This is a genomic window from Salibacter sp. (assembly GCF_031581065.1).
Lineage (GTDB): Bacteria > Bacteroidota > Bacteroidia > Flavobacteriales_G > Salibacteraceae > Salibacter.
Genome location: NZ_JAVLBN010000010.1, coordinates 15,438 through 30,341, shown reverse-complemented (window position 1 = coordinate 30,341; position 14,904 = coordinate 15,438). Strand labels below are relative to the sequence as shown.

The window sequence follows — 14,904 nt, the reverse complement described above, 5'->3', positions numbered from 1 at the left end:
AATTAAGGGTTTTGAGTTATTAACTTCTAAGTTTTTTCATCACATTGACAAGAGCTTCAACACTTTCAATTGGAAGTGCGTTGTACATAGAAGCACGGTAACCACCAACTGATCTATGCCCTTTGATACCGTTGATGTTTGCTTCTTTCCAAAGCTTGTCAAATTTCTCTTTGTAACTCTCATCAGTCAATGTGAAAGTAGCGTTCATGCTCGAGCGATCTTCCTTGTTTGCATAACCTTCAAACAGTGGATTTTCATCGATTTCATTATAGATCATTTCAGAACGCTCCTGAGCTTTCTTCTTCATCGCTTCAACACCGCCATTTGCTTTCATGTAACGCAAGTTGAGCATTGTTGCATAAACAGCAAATACTGATGGCGTATTGAACATGCTGTCTTTTTTGTGGTGTACTTCAAAGTCGAGCATTGAAGGAATATCACGACCACTTTTATTGAAAACTTCTTCGTTAACGATGTACATTGTTGTTCCGGCCGGACCAATATTTTTTTGAGCGCCTGCATAAATAATATCGTAAGCGTTGATTGTTACAGGTCGGCTAAAAATGTCAGAACTCATATCACAAACGAGGAAATTATCAGTTTGTGGTAGTTTCTTGTACTGAGTTCCGTAAATCGTGTTGTTAGCCGTGTAGTGAACATAGTCGAGGCCAGATGGGATCTGAATATCTTTTGGGATATACTTGAAGTTTTCATCTTCGCTGGAAACTATGACATCAACATTGCCCATCTTTTTTGCTTCCTTGATCGCTTTTGTTGACCAGGTTCCGGTATTCATGTAACCGGCAGTTCCATTTTCAGTAAGCAAGTTGTAAGGAGCCATTAAAAATCCTGTACTCGCTCCACCCTGTAAGAAAAGAACTGTGTAGCCTTTAGGGATGTTGAGCAACTCTTTTACGAGCTCTCTCGCTTCTTCCATAACTCGCACGAAGTTTTCACTTCTATGGCTGATTTCGAGAATTGAGAGTCCTAAGTTGTCAAAATCCAGGACACTTTGTGATGCTTCTTTAAAAACCTCTTGTGGTAAAATGCAGGGACCTGCACTGAAATTGTGAACTTTAGCCATTTTTAATGAATTTATTTTTGTGACTACGAAATAAACAAACTTTTTTCGACTACATGTTACCCATTTCTTAATATAGTGACCAAACTATTTTGGGTTGCCGGGCTTTTTAACCGGTTCTTTTCTTCCTCTCGGGTCGTGGAAAATACTTTTTGTTTCCATGATGACTTCCACATTTTCAACGAATTCCCATTTTCCTTTTTTCAATTGATAGGCATCAAAATTCAAATTTGGCACATAGAAAGAGTAAATGCCTTCCATCTCAGGATTTAGTGGTTCTAAGTGGTTGAAAACAATGCGCTCATCATCCTCGTGGTACCTCAATGATAGTGTAGCATCTTTTTTGAATTCAAATACAACTCTGTTTTTGAGTTTGTCATCACTAAAAACCTGAGCTCCAAAAGTGGGCTTGCCCTTTTTATCAAAATGAGCGATTTCAATTACCTTTTTATTGGACATATTGCTGTTGCCATCCCAACCCAACAGGGCGTAATATTCTTTGCCTGAACTTTTAAATGGAATGATTTCATAGTAGAGTGCCCCGTACCAGTTTTCAGCATTCATGGTTTTGTAAAGAGGTCGGCTTTCGTATTGGTCAGATCCATCGTGTAGCTGAACCCATGGCCGATCATCTTCAAATTGGATGAAAGCAAAATAGGTGAAAGAGCCTTGCCTCTCAGGAATGTTCCATGTTATGATTCTAAATTCATCATCAGGCGAACGCAGGTCTCCCAAAAATTTGGTTTCGATCTTTACTTCATAGCTATCTTCAGTATTGAGGAACTGTTTTACAGCTCGAACGAGTGAATCGTTGTAACTTATTGTCCCCGACTGAGACTGAGCTTCAACTTGTTTTGATTTGTAGTGCGCTATCTTTGCGGCCAGTTCGGTTGGGCTCTGACCGAAAAACAGTGAAGCTTCAAAAAGAAAAAAGAGTAAAAGAGTAATTCGCATTATTCGTTTTTTCGTTTAATTGCAAAATTAAAGCCAAATATTGAATGAACTTAAAAGAGCGCATAAAGGCATTTGACCAGTTGGGGACTGAGTTGGAAAAACAGCTCGCTAAAGCAGAAGGTGATGGTATGCATCCATTAAATGATTTATTGATCAGAGCCTATCACCAAAACGGCTGGTTTAGTGAACGATTTACAAGAGATGCTATTGCCCACAATGCTGATTTGTTGAATGAAGATAAGTTAGAGCAGTGGACAACTGAGTATTCTGACATGCTGAATTACAACGGTGAGCGTGTAGTGGGAACTATCATGGCAGGTAATATCCCGATGGTTGGCTTTCACGACTGGCTTTCTGTATTGATTGCAGGACATTCTTTTGCAGGGAAGTTATCGCATAAAGACAAGTTATTATTGCCTTACCTGAGTGAATTACTCATTAAAATAGAACCCCGATTTAAAGAGCGAATTCATTTTACGGGTGACAGACTTCCTCAAATCGATGCGATTATTGCTACCGGGAGCGATAACTCAGCTCGTTATTTTGAACATTATTTTGGAAAGTATCCTAACATCATTCGTAAGAACCGAAATTCTGTTGCTGTACTAGAAGGCAATGAATCAAAGGAGGAACTGGAAAGACTGGGTAGGGATGTTTTTCAATACTACGGACTGGGATGCCGAAATATTTCAAAAGTCTATGTTCCTGAAGGATTCAATTTTGACGAGTTCTTTGAGAGTATTGTTGATTTTGGATTCGTTCAGCAAAACACAAAGTACATGAATAACTACGAGTACAATCGCACAATTTACCTATTGAATAAGGAAGAAGGGTTACTTGATAATAATTTTCTCATTTTGAGAAAAAATGAAGAAGCCCTGTCATCACCTGTAGGCGTGTTGTATTATGACTTTTACAAAGAAAGAGAAGATGTAGAAAAAGAAATAAAGCAAAAAAGTGAGTTGATACAATGCGTTGTTGGAAAAGAAGGTATTAACTTTGGGGAAACACAAATCCCAAAATTATGGGAGTATGCTGATAACGTCAATACTCTTAAATTTTTGGTCACATTGTTATAACAATGAGCCAGAATTTGTTTTTTATTAAGAATGGCGTTATTTTGCTCGAATCGTTATAATTTAATAGTGTGGTATGACTCGAACCATTGGGCTATCAATTTTGGCTAGTTTGATTTTAATTGCCTTTTCCCCCGTTGCACAGGGGCAGTTGTGGTCAACTGATTTTGAAGGTACAAATGTTAATGTAGCTCTCAATAATGGAGCACTCACTGGTGCAGCTGGAGCAGGCGACAACCTTTGGGTGATTAACTCTGCTTATGCAGGCGGAACGGCAGGGCCGTTGACAGTTCCTCCAACTCCGGCTCAACCGGCAGCTATCATTCCCAATAGCCAAAATTATTTGCATATTACAAGTACTCTGGGGCAATCACAAACGCCTCCAATCGAGAATGCCCACTTTAATCCGGCAGCTCCAGTAGGAGAGAGTTATTTTACCGAGATTCAAACCGGTATTAGTACGATGGGACAAACCGGTATCGAGCTAAATTTTTGGATGCTCAACGGTTCATCAGCTAACGAAGCTGAGGTTTATGTGAAAGATGGTCCAACAGGAACGTGGACTCAGCTCAATAATGGAGACTTTACTCAATCGCTTGCCAGTCAAAATAACTGGATTTTCACTACCTATACAGGAAATGCACTCAATAACTTAAATGATGTTTACATAGGATTTCGATTTATTTCAGATCCGGGTGGTTCGCAGCCCTCATTTGCGTTAGACAATATTTCAATTACTCAGCCGGCAAGTGTCCAGGCAGTTGTTGATTCTCCGAACCCGCTCCCAACATCACTTTGTCAGGGAGATCAGGTGACATTTGATGCACAAACAGATCCTTCAATAGGAGCTTATCAATGGAATTTCAATGGAGCAAATACCGGTCCGCAGAGTTTAAATGGTTCATCAGTTAACTTTACAGCCGGTACTCCAGGGAACTACACATTTGAACTCATTGTAACTGATGGAGTATCTCAAGATAATTTTACATGGAATGTTACGGTTAATCCGTGTAACCCTCCAAATATTATGATCAATGCAAATCCAACAACGGTTTGTGAAGGAGCTAATGTTACTTTTCAAAATAATACTCAACCGGGGTCAGAACCAATTACAGGTATCCAATGGACATTCCCCGGAGGTAATCCCGGAACTTCATCGAGTAATAATCCGCTTGTGAGCTATGCAACTCCCGGATTTTATGATGTAATTCTCGAGGTAACTGATGCCAATGGGACTACTGCAGATACTTTTGTGAACTACATTGAGGTTATTGCCTGCCCACCTCCGGTTGCTGACTTTGATGCTTCTGCCCGCAAAATATGCCCGGGTGACTGCATTAGCTTCGTGGATCAAAGTACGAATATGAGCGGAGCAGGATCTACCTGGAATTGGAGTTTTCCCGGATCTGACTCAGCAACTTCAACAACTCAAAACCCGCAAAACATTTGCTACCAAACTCCAGGGCTTTACACTGTTACGCTTGAGGCTTCTAACATCAACGGAACAGATTCCAAGAGTATAGCAGGTTTTATTGAAGTAGATTCTTGTTTAGCACCTGAAGCTCGTTTTTCTGTTGAAGCTGATAGTATTTGTGTAGGCAACTGTATCCAGTTTAGAAGCACAAGTAAAAGAGAAGATTCATTGACCTGGACTTTCTTTGGTGCTGATGCACCTTATCAAAACTCTACTCGACAAAATCCAACTGTTTGTTATTCTGATACAGGTACTTACAACGTTCAAATTAGAGCTGATAACGAGTATGGAACTGACGTAGCACTTGAAACACAACGTATTTCAGTGAAAAATTATCCTGAGGTTGTTGCATCACCTGATCAGGAGGTTCTCATCGGTAGAAGTGTTAGATTGGAAGCCTTTGGTACTGCGAACAACTTTATGTGGACTCCTGATTACGAAATCGATTGCACTGATTGTCGTCAGGTTAGGGTGACGCCTAAAGAGAATACAATTTATTATGTAACCAATACTAACAGCAACGGCTGCTCATCAACTGATTCTATTCGAGTACTGGTTCGTAAAGAATATTATGCCGGAGTTCCCGATGCTTTCTCGCCAAATGGTGACGGCCAAAATGACGAGCTCCGTGTAAGAGGAAATGGTATAACTGATATGCAGTTTTATGTGTACAATCGCTACGGTGAGTTGGTGTTTGAGTCTTACACACAAGATCGCGGTTGGGATGGCACCTTTAGAGGAACTAAACTCGATCCGGGTGTTTTTGCTTACATGGTCAGGCTTACATACATAAACGGTTATCAGGAAATTCTAAAAGGTGACGTGACACTCGTTCGCTAATTAAACCCTATTGAATATGCGCACAAGATTACTAACAATCATATTATTCTTTGCTTCCTTTCAGGTGATAGGTCAGGCTGATGTTCATTTTTCTCAGTTTGATAATGCTCCACTTCAGGTGAATCCGGCCAATACAGGACTTTTTCAGGGTTCGATCAGAGCCGGAGTTAATTACCGCAGACAATGGGAAAACATTTCAACTCCATTCCAGTCTATTGGAGGGTTTGTTGATGGACAAATCGCTAAAGACCTCTTCAAGCGAGATATTTTTTCACTTGGCTTGAATGTAAACCAGGACCAGGCGGGCATGACAGGTTTTAAAATGTTGAATGCCGGATTAAACATCGGATACATAAAAGTAATGGATCCTGAAGCACGTCACTATGTTTCGTTAGGAGCACGAGTTGGCTTTGGACAAAGAAGTATTGCTCCTGAAACTACAACATGGGACAATCAATGGACAAATACAGGTTTTAACCCAACATTACCAACTGGAGAAGCTCCGATGGAAGAATCTGTTTCTCACATAGATTTTGGCGGGGGAATCAAATATTTCTTTGCGAGTGAAGATGGTCGTTACAAAGCTTACGGTGGAGCGGCAGCTTATCACTTAAATACGCCTTCCGTTAATTTTATGGGAAGTGATGTAAGCCTCGATACACGATATATGTTTGACGGTGGGTTTTATTATTTAGCCTCAAATGATGTTATTGCTATTCATCCTCAGTTCATGTGGATGCACCAGGGACCAAATAACAGCGTGATGCTCGGTTCTGACGTTAAATTTATTCTCTCTCAGGCTACACGCTCTACAGGTTTTCTCAATGAAATGTCTCTAGCACTCGGTCTTTATCACAGAACCGGTGATGCACTCGTTCCAATGGTGAAACTTGGTGCTGGCGGATTTGAAATAGGGATGTCTTACGACTTTACAGTTGGAAACCTAACTCGCGTGAACAACGGAATGGGCGGTCCTGAATTTTCTATCATTTACAAAGCGAACTACAAAAAAGGAAATCGCGGTTCATTGACCAGGTTCCTTTAAGCCGATCAACATTTATAATTCGTAACAACCGGCATCTGGTGAGTTATCTCGTGGATTTCCTGCCAGATCATTAGGTGGTATTCCAACTACAGATGGATCACCGTAATTTACAGCAACTGAGCTGTCGTACAGCGTGAAAAACTCATCGTCCTCACCGATATTAAAAACAGGATTTACAAATCCATTTTCAGGGTTGATCAGGCAATCTGTAAAGTATTCAGGTTTATTCTCTGTAATTTCTTTGGCTCTGATAATACTGTGATCAAAATTGATGTTGAATACACCGTCATTTTGATAAGTCGTGTCAATATTGAGCTCTTCCTCACTCGATCCGTATAAAATACTGTTTTGAAAAGTGAAGTTAAAGTCGCTCACATAACTCACTTCTCCGCCATTTCCATCTCCTAGTATGAGTGCATTAGACAAGAACATACTAGGTTCCTTGCGCGTTTCATATCCCCAGTAATTTCCAATTGTGCAGTGAGTGAAGTTGAGGTTTCCACCTCCCTGAGCCGCTACAACCTGATTGCGAGTATTTGTGAATAAACAGTTTTTAGCCTCAATGTTATAGAACCGAGAAAACAGCCCCAGGCCATTACAATTATCAATTTTCGTGTTTTCAAGAACTAATTTATTGGTCGGAACCTGAGGTTCAGTATCAAGGAAAAAGTACTCGGCTGATATTCCGATGAAAGCGTCTTTGATTTCAGCATGATGAAACTCGTGATCTGACGGTGATTCGTTTAAGATAATCCGATCCCACTGACCGGGTAGCTCACCGTAAAATTCATCAGATCTAAATCCATCAAAGATCACCTCGTTATCACGCTGACCATTCACCTTTAAATTACTACCTCTGTAAGCCCACAATCCGGCACCATCGTAAAAATGTAACCTGGTGCCCGGCTGTACTTCCAAATTGATAAGAGAATCAATCACCAGGTAGCCAAATATAACATGCGGCTTGTCATTTGGGAGAGTGATATTTTGAGCAATGGGGAAGTAATCATCGTACTCGCTCACAAATGAAAGAGGAGGGAAGCCCTGTATAAATTGAGACGCCCTGTAATAATAAGCATCTTGACCGTAAGCTGTGAGTGTTACATTTTGGATATTTCCATTCGTAGAAAAGAGCAGGTTATCATAAACCAGCAGAGGAGCGTTTTGATCGGTTGGATCAACTGTTACCTCCACAAAAACAAAAGCACTGTCTTTTCCCTGTATCGTGATATCGTCAGCCTTGCTGCCGGGATAGCCATCCACATTAAACCTGAACTGACTGTCAGATCCGTTCTCGAGCTGAACGCTTGATATTTTCACAGGATCTGACTGTGGGTTGTAAATCATGAAACGTTGCGTTGCCGATCCTATTTCAGTAAAAACCGTATCGAAGTAAACCGAGTCAGTTGAAAACTGAAGTACCGCATCATTACTCGTGTCAAGAGTGTCTTTACGACATCCCCAACTCGCTAGAATTGCTATGCTAATGAATAGTAATGTAAGCTGTTGCTTCATGTTCCAGTTTAATGGTAATTTTAACGAAAAGCTTCAAAGGTAATTGTATGTTAGTGGACTTTCAGCAATTTTGTCTAAAATTCAACTTTTAATACAAGATTATTTCAACTTTTGTAAATAGTTTGCTTACCTTTGCAAACCGAATTTTGAGAAGCAAAACAATAGAGTCGTTATGAAAAAAGGAATTCATCCAGATAATTACAGATTAGTCGTTTTTAAAGATACTTCAAACGATTACACATTTATGAGCCGTTCATGTGCTCCGGCCAAGGAAACTATTAAGTGGGAAGATGGAAATGAATACCCGCTTGTAAAACTCGAGATTTCACACAAATCTCACCCTTACTACACAGGAAAAATCCAGTACGTTGATACTGCTGGTCGTATTGATAAGTTTAAAAACAAATACGGAAAGTTTCAAAAGAACAAGAAGTAATTTCTTTTCATATACATTGATGAAAGCCTCGTTTACAGCGAGGCTTTTTTTGTGTTAAATTAGTCGCCAATTCACCGCATTATGAACACAATTCTGTTTGATGATCACGCGCACGTAAGCCTGTTGCCTTTGACTTTTACCCGGCCGGTATCTGAAATACGCATCGGGATTTTAACCATCACACAAAAGTGGGAACGGCACCTGAACACGAAAGTCAGTTGGTTCACGCAACCTTATCTGGCTAAAAAGTACAGGTTCACCGCTGAGGAAGAAAACCTGTTGATCAACGGGTCGGTTTGTCCAACTCCGGCTCTTACTGAAAAGATTAAATCGCTCAGTTCAGGGGAAATTCTCAAGAAGGATGAGAAAGTGCTGGCTGCGGTTGTGAGTAAATCAGAGTTTGAAGCGGAGAGTGTGGTAAAATCACTCCCGTTGAGTGGCGACAGTATTCAGTTTTCTGGCGATCTCGATATCATTGAACACCCCTGGGACATTTACAGTCAGAACCAGTCACAGCTCTATGCTGATTTTGAGTTGATTACTCATGGAAGAGAGTCGCAGCAACTTTCGTCAACGAATACAATTATTGGTGATAAAGTCTTTGTAGAAAAAGGAGCAAAGGTGGAGGCGGCTGTACTCAACGCATCTGAAGCTCCAGTTTATATCGGTCAGAACGCTGAAATTATGGAAGGTGCCACCGTTCGTGGCGGATTGGCAATGCTCGAAAACAGTGTTGTGAAAATGGGCGCTAAAATTTACGGAGCAACAACATTAGGTCCGCATGTGAAAGTTGGAGGAGAGGTTAACAACTCTGTGATTTTTGGATATTCAAACAAAGGGCACGATGGATTCCTCGGCAATTCAGTAATTGGAGAATGGTGCAACTTGGGAGCTGATACCAACAATTCAAACCTCAAAAACAATTACGGAATCATAAAAGCATGGAGCTACCTCGAAGAAGATTTCATCTCAACAGATAAGCAATTTTGCGGTTTAATTATGGGTGATCATTCCAAAAGCGGGATCAATACCATGTTCAATACCGGAACCGTAGTAGGTGTTTCTGCAAATATCTTTGGAAGTGATTTTCCTTCAAAACTAATCCCCAGTTACAGTTGGGGAGGAGCAAAAGGATTTGATACGTTCATGCTAGAAAAATCATTTGAAGTAGCTCAGCGCATGATGGAACGCAGAGGAATTGAACTAACCGATATCGATAAAGCCATCTTGTCTGAAATATACGATCGCACTGATCAATACAGGTCTTATAGTTAGACAGAATTGCAGTTTTTACTTGTTGGCACATCTATTGTCCCCTCTTTGGTCAATTACAACATTTACTCACCGGGCACTTAATTTGCCTGGTCCTTATACTTGTTGAGTATGAATGGATTTGATATGGATTTTGATTTTTTAGGATTGAATAATATGATTGGAGACGATACAGAGTTTATACCGCTTTTGTCAAAGGACGATGAAGACCAAATGAAAAACGAAGCGGTACCTGAAAGTTTGTCATTACTACCCCTTCGCAATAATGTGCTTTACCCGGGAGTAGTTATTCCCATTACAGTTGGTCGCGATAAGTCGATCAAGTTGGTGAATGAAGCTTACAGTGAGAAAAATGCAATAGGAGTTGTCGCCCAAAAAGACGGCAGCATCGAAAACCCTGAGGCCAAGCACCTGAACAAGGTCGGAACCGTGGCCCGCATCATCAAAAAGTTGCAAATGCCTGATGGCAGCATCACGGTGATCATCCAGGGAAAACGCAGAATGGAAATTGAGGAGATCGTGACTGATGATCCTTTCTTTAAGGCGAAGATTAAGCCGATAGATGAAGTGATGCCGGATGAAGATGATGAGCGTTTTGATGCATTGGTATCATCGATTCGTGAATTGGCTCTGAAAATCATTCAGGAATCGCCAAATATTCCCTCTGATGCACAAGTAGCAATAAAGAATATCGAGAGTCCTTCTTTCCTGATCAACTTCATCAGTTCTAACCTTTCCAGACCTGTAGATGTAAAACAGGAACTTTTGGAAGAACTCGATGTAAACAAGCGAGCGCAAAGGGTACTGGAATTACTCACTGAAGAATTTCAAATGCTCGAACTCAAAAACGATATTCAGTCAAAAGTTAAGACGGATATCGATAAGCAACAGCGCGAGTACTTTCTTCACCAACAGATGAAGCAGATTCAGGAAGAGTTGGGTGGTAATCCGCTCGATCAGGAAGTTTCAGAGTTTAAAGAAAGAGCGAAAAAGAAAAAGTGGGGAAAAGAAGTTAAAGAGGTTTTCGAAAAAGAGTTGAGCAAGTTGGAAAGAATGAATCCAACCGGAGTTGAATACTCTGTTCAGTCGAATTATCTCGACACAATGCTCGACCTGCCATGGAACGAGTACACAACTGATAATTTCGACCTCAAACGAGCAGAAAAGATTCTCGATCGCGATCACTACGGATTGGAAAAAGTGAAAGAGCGTATTCTTGAACACCTCGCAGTGATCAAGCTCAAAAATGATATGAAAGCACCTATTATTTGCCTTGCAGGACCTCCCGGTGTTGGTAAAACTTCACTTGGTAAATCGATAGGTGAGGCACTGGGTCGTAAATATCAACGTATGTCGCTCGGTGGCTTGCGCGATGAAGCTGAAATTCGCGGACACAGAAAAACCTACATCGGAGCGATGCCGGGTAGAATTATCCAAAGTGTGAAAAAAGCGGGTTCTTCAAATCCGGTTTTCATTTTGGATGAGATCGACAAAGTAGGTCATGGTCCGCACGGTGATCCTTCTTCAGCATTGCTCGAAGTATTAGATCCGGAACAAAACGACACTTTCACAGATAACTTCCTCGAGGTTGACTACGATCTATCAAAAGTGATGTTTGTGGCTACGGCAAATAATCTCGGTCAGATCCAGCCGGCTCTGAGAGATAGACTGGAGATTATTGAAGTAAACGGCTATACGGTTGAGGAGAAGATTGAAATTGCGAAGCGTCACCTTATTCCAAAACAGCTCAAAGAACACGGTTTAAAGAAAAACCAGTTCAAGATTTCGAAGAAAGTGCTCGAAAAGCTAATTGAGGAACACACTCGCGAAAGTGGTGTTCGTTCGCTTGAGAAAAAGATCGCAAAACTGGTGCGTCAAATTGCCAAAGCGATCGCTATGGAAGAAGAGTACGATGTGAACATCAAGGCTGAGGATCTGACCAAATATCTTGGTCCCGGTCATGAAAAAGAACGTTACGAGGGTAATGAGCATGCCGGAGTTGTTACAGGTTTGGCCTGGACCGCTGTTGGTGGTGATATTCTTTTTATTGAGACTTCAGTGACGAAAGGAAAAGGAAAACTTACTTTAACCGGTAGTCTCGGTGATGTGATGAAAGAATCGGCAATGGTAGCATTGGAGTACATGCGTTCACATGCTGATCATCTGAATCTCGATCCTGAAGTTTTCGATAAATACAATGTACATATTCACGTGCCTGAGGGTGCAATTCCAAAAGATGGTCCATCGGCCGGAATTACAATGCTCACTTCTTTAGCATCTGCCTTTACGCAGCGCAAGATCAAGAGCAGACTTGCCATGACAGGTGAGATCACGCTTAGAGGCCGCGTATTACCTGTTGGCGGAATCAAGGAAAAAATCCTTGCAGCTAAACGCGCAAATATCAACGAGATCATTTTATCAGAACAGAATAAGAAGGATGTAGAGGAAATTGATGAGCGCTATTTGAAAGGCCTCAAGTTCCACTATGTGAAAGAAATGATTGAGGTAACAGATATTGCACTGCTCAAAGAAAAGGTGAAAGACCCACAAAAGATTGAGTAATTATTGAGATCGATATAAATGAAGGCGGAGGATTAAAATAATTCTCCGCCTTCTTCGTATTATTGGGGAATTATTTCCGCCAAATATGAAGAATAGCTTATTCTCGATTTTAATACTGTTTTCTTCTATTGCTGCAATAGCGCAGTCGGGAGGTAATGGAGTGTACAAGTTTTTGGATTTGCCTGCATCGGCTCGTTCGGCTTCACTGGGCGGAAGTTTAATCACGGTGAGAGACGGAGATGTCAATCTCGTAAAAGACAATCCCGCTGTTTTAGATAGCACAGTTCACAACGCTGCTGCGCTCACATATATCAATTATATTTCTGATGTCAATTTTGGATACGTAACCCATGCTCGTCATTTTGAGAATGTGGGGACTTTCAGTGCAGGTATGCAATATATCAATTACGGTACGTTTACTCGCGCTGATGAACGCGGAATCAAAAATGGTGAATTCTCGGCCGGTGAATATGCTTTTGATGTTTCTTACGGCTACCAACCCGATTCACTTTTCTCTTTTGGCGGTACTTTTAAAGCGATTTACAGCAACTTTTCCAGTGATAATAGCTTTGGAGTAGCATTTGATTTAGGAGCACAATACTTGAGTAAGAATAAGTTGTTTTCTGCCGGCTTAGTGATCGATAATCTCGGTTATCAGATCAAGCCTTATGTAGAGGGGAATCGGGAAAGTTTACCGGTGAACTTTCAATTAGCGGGATCGTACAAACTACCCAAAGCACCAATTCGTTTTACCTTAACGGCATCTCGGCTAGAGACATGGGATCTGACCTATAACCAACCGCAGAGCGAAAAGGCGTATTTGCTTCCAAATGGCGGAACGGTTTCGCAAAACAGTGAGGACGGAGCTTTCAGCTTTGACAATTTTATGCGTCACATGAATATTGCGGCTGAAATTATGCCCAGTGATAATTTTCATTTACGCATTGGATTCAACTATTTACGGAAGCAGGAGTTGTCGCCACAGGATACGCGAAGCGGTTTGGCAGGATTTTCATTCGGAACCGGTTTTCAAATCAAGCGATTTCGCCTGAGCTACGGTATTGCCGGCTATCATTTGGCTGGTTTCTCTCACCATATTACTATTGCAACCAATTTCAGTGAATTTAAAAGCAAAGGATGAGTCCGGCCAAAATCAACATCGCCATTGACGGCTATTCGTCATGCGGCAAAAGCACGCTTGCCAGGCAACTCGCAAAAAAACTTCATTACATTTACGTAGATACAGGAGCTATGTACCGCAGTGTGGCTTTGTTTGCGCTGGACAATGGGCTTTTTGAAAGTGATTTTGATAAAGAAAAACTCATCAATTCACTCCACCAAATTACGATCAGATTTGAGCGAAATGAAAACGGCTTACAAACTATTTTAAATGGCAAAAACGTAGAGGAATCGATCAGATCCATGCGTGTGTCAGATCGCGTGAGCGAAGTAGCCGCCATTCCTGAAGTCCGCAAGAAACTCGTTTCCCAACAACAAGAAATGGGAAAAGAAAAAGGAGTTGTGATGGACGGCCGCGACATAGGAACTGTTGTTTTTCCAGATGCTGAGTTGAAAATCTTCATGACAGCTTCTCCATCGGTCAGAGCGCAAAGACGTTACGATGAACTCAAATCTAAAGGTAAGGAAGCCGGCATGGAAGAGGTAAAGAAAAACCTCGAACACCGCGATTATATAGATACCCACCGCAGTTCTGATCCCCTCAGGCAAGCCGATGACGCACTCGTCCTCGACAACACGGATCTGACACCCGATGAACAGCTACAAAAAGCTTTGGATTGGGCAAATGAGAGAATAGCGTAGGAGTTGACTCCTTTATTTTTTCAACTCAAGCGTCCTGGAGTTTAGAACTCTAACAGGTTTTCCTTTTTCCATTTGGTAAACCACGCCAACTAAACTCAAGTCAATAGCTTGATGTTTTGCTACAAAAAACTGAGTATCGGATGTCTCAAATAATGAGTTTGACAAATCAATAGGCTTTCCCCACAAACCGTCAGCAGCCATTCCTAACACATGATCGTGTTCGTATTCATCAACCCACTTGTTTCCGTTGTAAGTGTACTGCCTGCTAACTACGTTGTCTTCAGTTACGTAAACTGTAAAGTTGATATCATCAGTAATAGGTTGTTTTGCAGTGATTGTAGCATTGTAAGTAAAGCTACCGTCTATACTTTGTGCATTGAGTACGATATTCACATCACTAGTTGTATTCAACGTTGAATCAATTGAATTTTTCCATTTTGTGGTATCGCTTTTTAGGTAGTCTAACCCGCGAAGGAAAGTGGGAGTGCCAAAGATTTGGTGGAATTCTGCCAAATCTTTTGATTCTGGAGTGTAGTTGGGATCTTCTTCTTTGTAATAAAAGCTGACTGCGTTGATACGTTGATTTTTAGCTTTTTGATCGAATAGTGGATGACCGTATGCCCCGCACGCTCCACAATCATGTCTTGAGAGAAGAGCGATGAAAGGTTGTTTTTCGTCAATTTCAGCTTGTGTGTAGTTAATCGTCTCAGGTTGTTGAGGTGTATCATCTTCATCGTCCTTTGAACATGAAAAACTCAATACAATAATCGCGAACGAAAGGAACCATATCTTTTTCATGAAGTTGTAAACGAAGAAATGATGGAGTTA

General features: G+C 41.1%; 12 protein-coding genes. 8 read left to right on the top strand and 4 right to left on the bottom strand.

Going from position 1 to position 14,904, the window contains the following annotated elements:
• Window positions 1–19 precede the first annotated feature (19 nt).
• Window positions 20–1,084 carry a 3-phosphoserine/phosphohydroxythreonine transaminase gene (gene serC / locus RI557_RS04210; protein WP_310682363.1) on the bottom strand — a complete coding sequence of 355 codons (1,065 nt, stop codon included), beginning with the start codon at window positions 1,082–1,084 and terminating at the stop codon, window positions 20–22.
• 84 nt (window positions 1,085–1,168) lie between these two features.
• Window positions 1,169–2,035, bottom strand: coding sequence for a hypothetical protein (locus tag RI557_RS04205; RefSeq protein WP_310682361.1), 867 nt, complete (start codon window positions 2,033–2,035; stop codon window positions 1,169–1,171).
• Window positions 2,036–2,079: 44 nt separating this feature from the next.
• Between RI557_RS04205 and RI557_RS04200 the strand changes: the two genes are divergently transcribed.
• The 3 genes from RI557_RS04200 (at window position 2,080) to RI557_RS04190 (ending at window position 6,470) form a co-directional block, all read left to right on the top strand.
• On the top strand, window positions 2,080–3,114 hold the full coding sequence (locus RI557_RS04200; RefSeq protein ID WP_310682358.1) for an acyl-CoA reductase: 1,035 nt from the start codon (window positions 2,080–2,082) through the stop codon (window positions 3,112–3,114).
• A gap of 100 nt (window positions 3,115–3,214) precedes the next feature.
• Complete coding sequence (locus tag RI557_RS04195) at window positions 3,215–5,425, top strand: PKD domain-containing protein (RefSeq protein WP_310682356.1); 2,211 nt, start codon at window positions 3,215–3,217, stop codon at window positions 5,423–5,425.
• A 16-nt stretch (window positions 5,426–5,441) separates the two neighbouring features.
• Window positions 5,442–6,470, top strand: a complete 1,029-nt coding sequence (locus RI557_RS04190; RefSeq protein ID WP_310682354.1) for a PorP/SprF family type IX secretion system membrane protein — start codon at window positions 5,442–5,444, stop codon at window positions 6,468–6,470.
• Window positions 6,471–6,482: 12 nt separating this feature from the next.
• Here the strand turns inward: RI557_RS04190 and RI557_RS04185 are convergent, their stop codons facing one another.
• Complete coding sequence (locus RI557_RS04185) at window positions 6,483–7,985, bottom strand: right-handed parallel beta-helix repeat-containing protein (protein WP_310682340.1); 1,503 nt, start codon at window positions 7,983–7,985, stop codon at window positions 6,483–6,485.
• Window positions 7,986–8,157: 172 nt separating this feature from the next.
• Here RI557_RS04185 and RI557_RS04180 point away from each other — a divergent pair, with 172 nt between their 5' ends.
• The 5 genes from RI557_RS04180 (at window position 8,158) to cmk (ending at window position 14,076) form a co-directional block, all read left to right on the top strand.
• Window positions 8,158–8,421: a type B 50S ribosomal protein L31 gene (locus tag RI557_RS04180; protein ID WP_310667056.1), complete on the top strand. Its 264-nt coding sequence runs from the start codon at window positions 8,158–8,160 to the stop codon at window positions 8,419–8,421.
• A gap of 81 nt (window positions 8,422–8,502) precedes the next feature.
• Window positions 8,503–9,696: a GlmU family protein gene (locus tag RI557_RS04175; protein ID WP_310682338.1), complete on the top strand. Its 1,194-nt coding sequence runs from the start codon at window positions 8,503–8,505 to the stop codon at window positions 9,694–9,696.
• 123 nt (window positions 9,697–9,819) lie between these two features.
• Window positions 9,820–12,255, top strand: coding sequence for an endopeptidase La (gene lon / locus RI557_RS04170; RefSeq protein WP_310682336.1), 2,436 nt, complete (start codon window positions 9,820–9,822; stop codon window positions 12,253–12,255).
• A gap of 85 nt (window positions 12,256–12,340) precedes the next feature.
• Window positions 12,341–13,396, top strand: a complete 1,056-nt coding sequence (porQ, locus tag RI557_RS04165) for a type IX secretion system protein PorQ (protein ID WP_310667059.1) — start codon at window positions 12,341–12,343, stop codon at window positions 13,394–13,396.
• A complete protein-coding gene (gene cmk / locus RI557_RS04160) occupies window positions 13,393–14,076 on the top strand; it encodes a (d)CMP kinase (protein WP_310682333.1) in 684 nt (227 codons plus the stop codon). Before porQ ends, cmk begins: the two co-directional genes overlap by 4 nt.
• A gap of 12 nt (window positions 14,077–14,088) precedes the next feature.
• Here the strand turns inward: cmk and RI557_RS04155 are convergent, their stop codons facing one another.
• Window positions 14,089–14,874, bottom strand: coding sequence for an Omp28-related outer membrane protein (locus tag RI557_RS04155; RefSeq protein WP_310667061.1), 786 nt, complete (start codon window positions 14,872–14,874; stop codon window positions 14,089–14,091).
• Window positions 14,875–14,904: the final 30 nt, after the last annotated feature.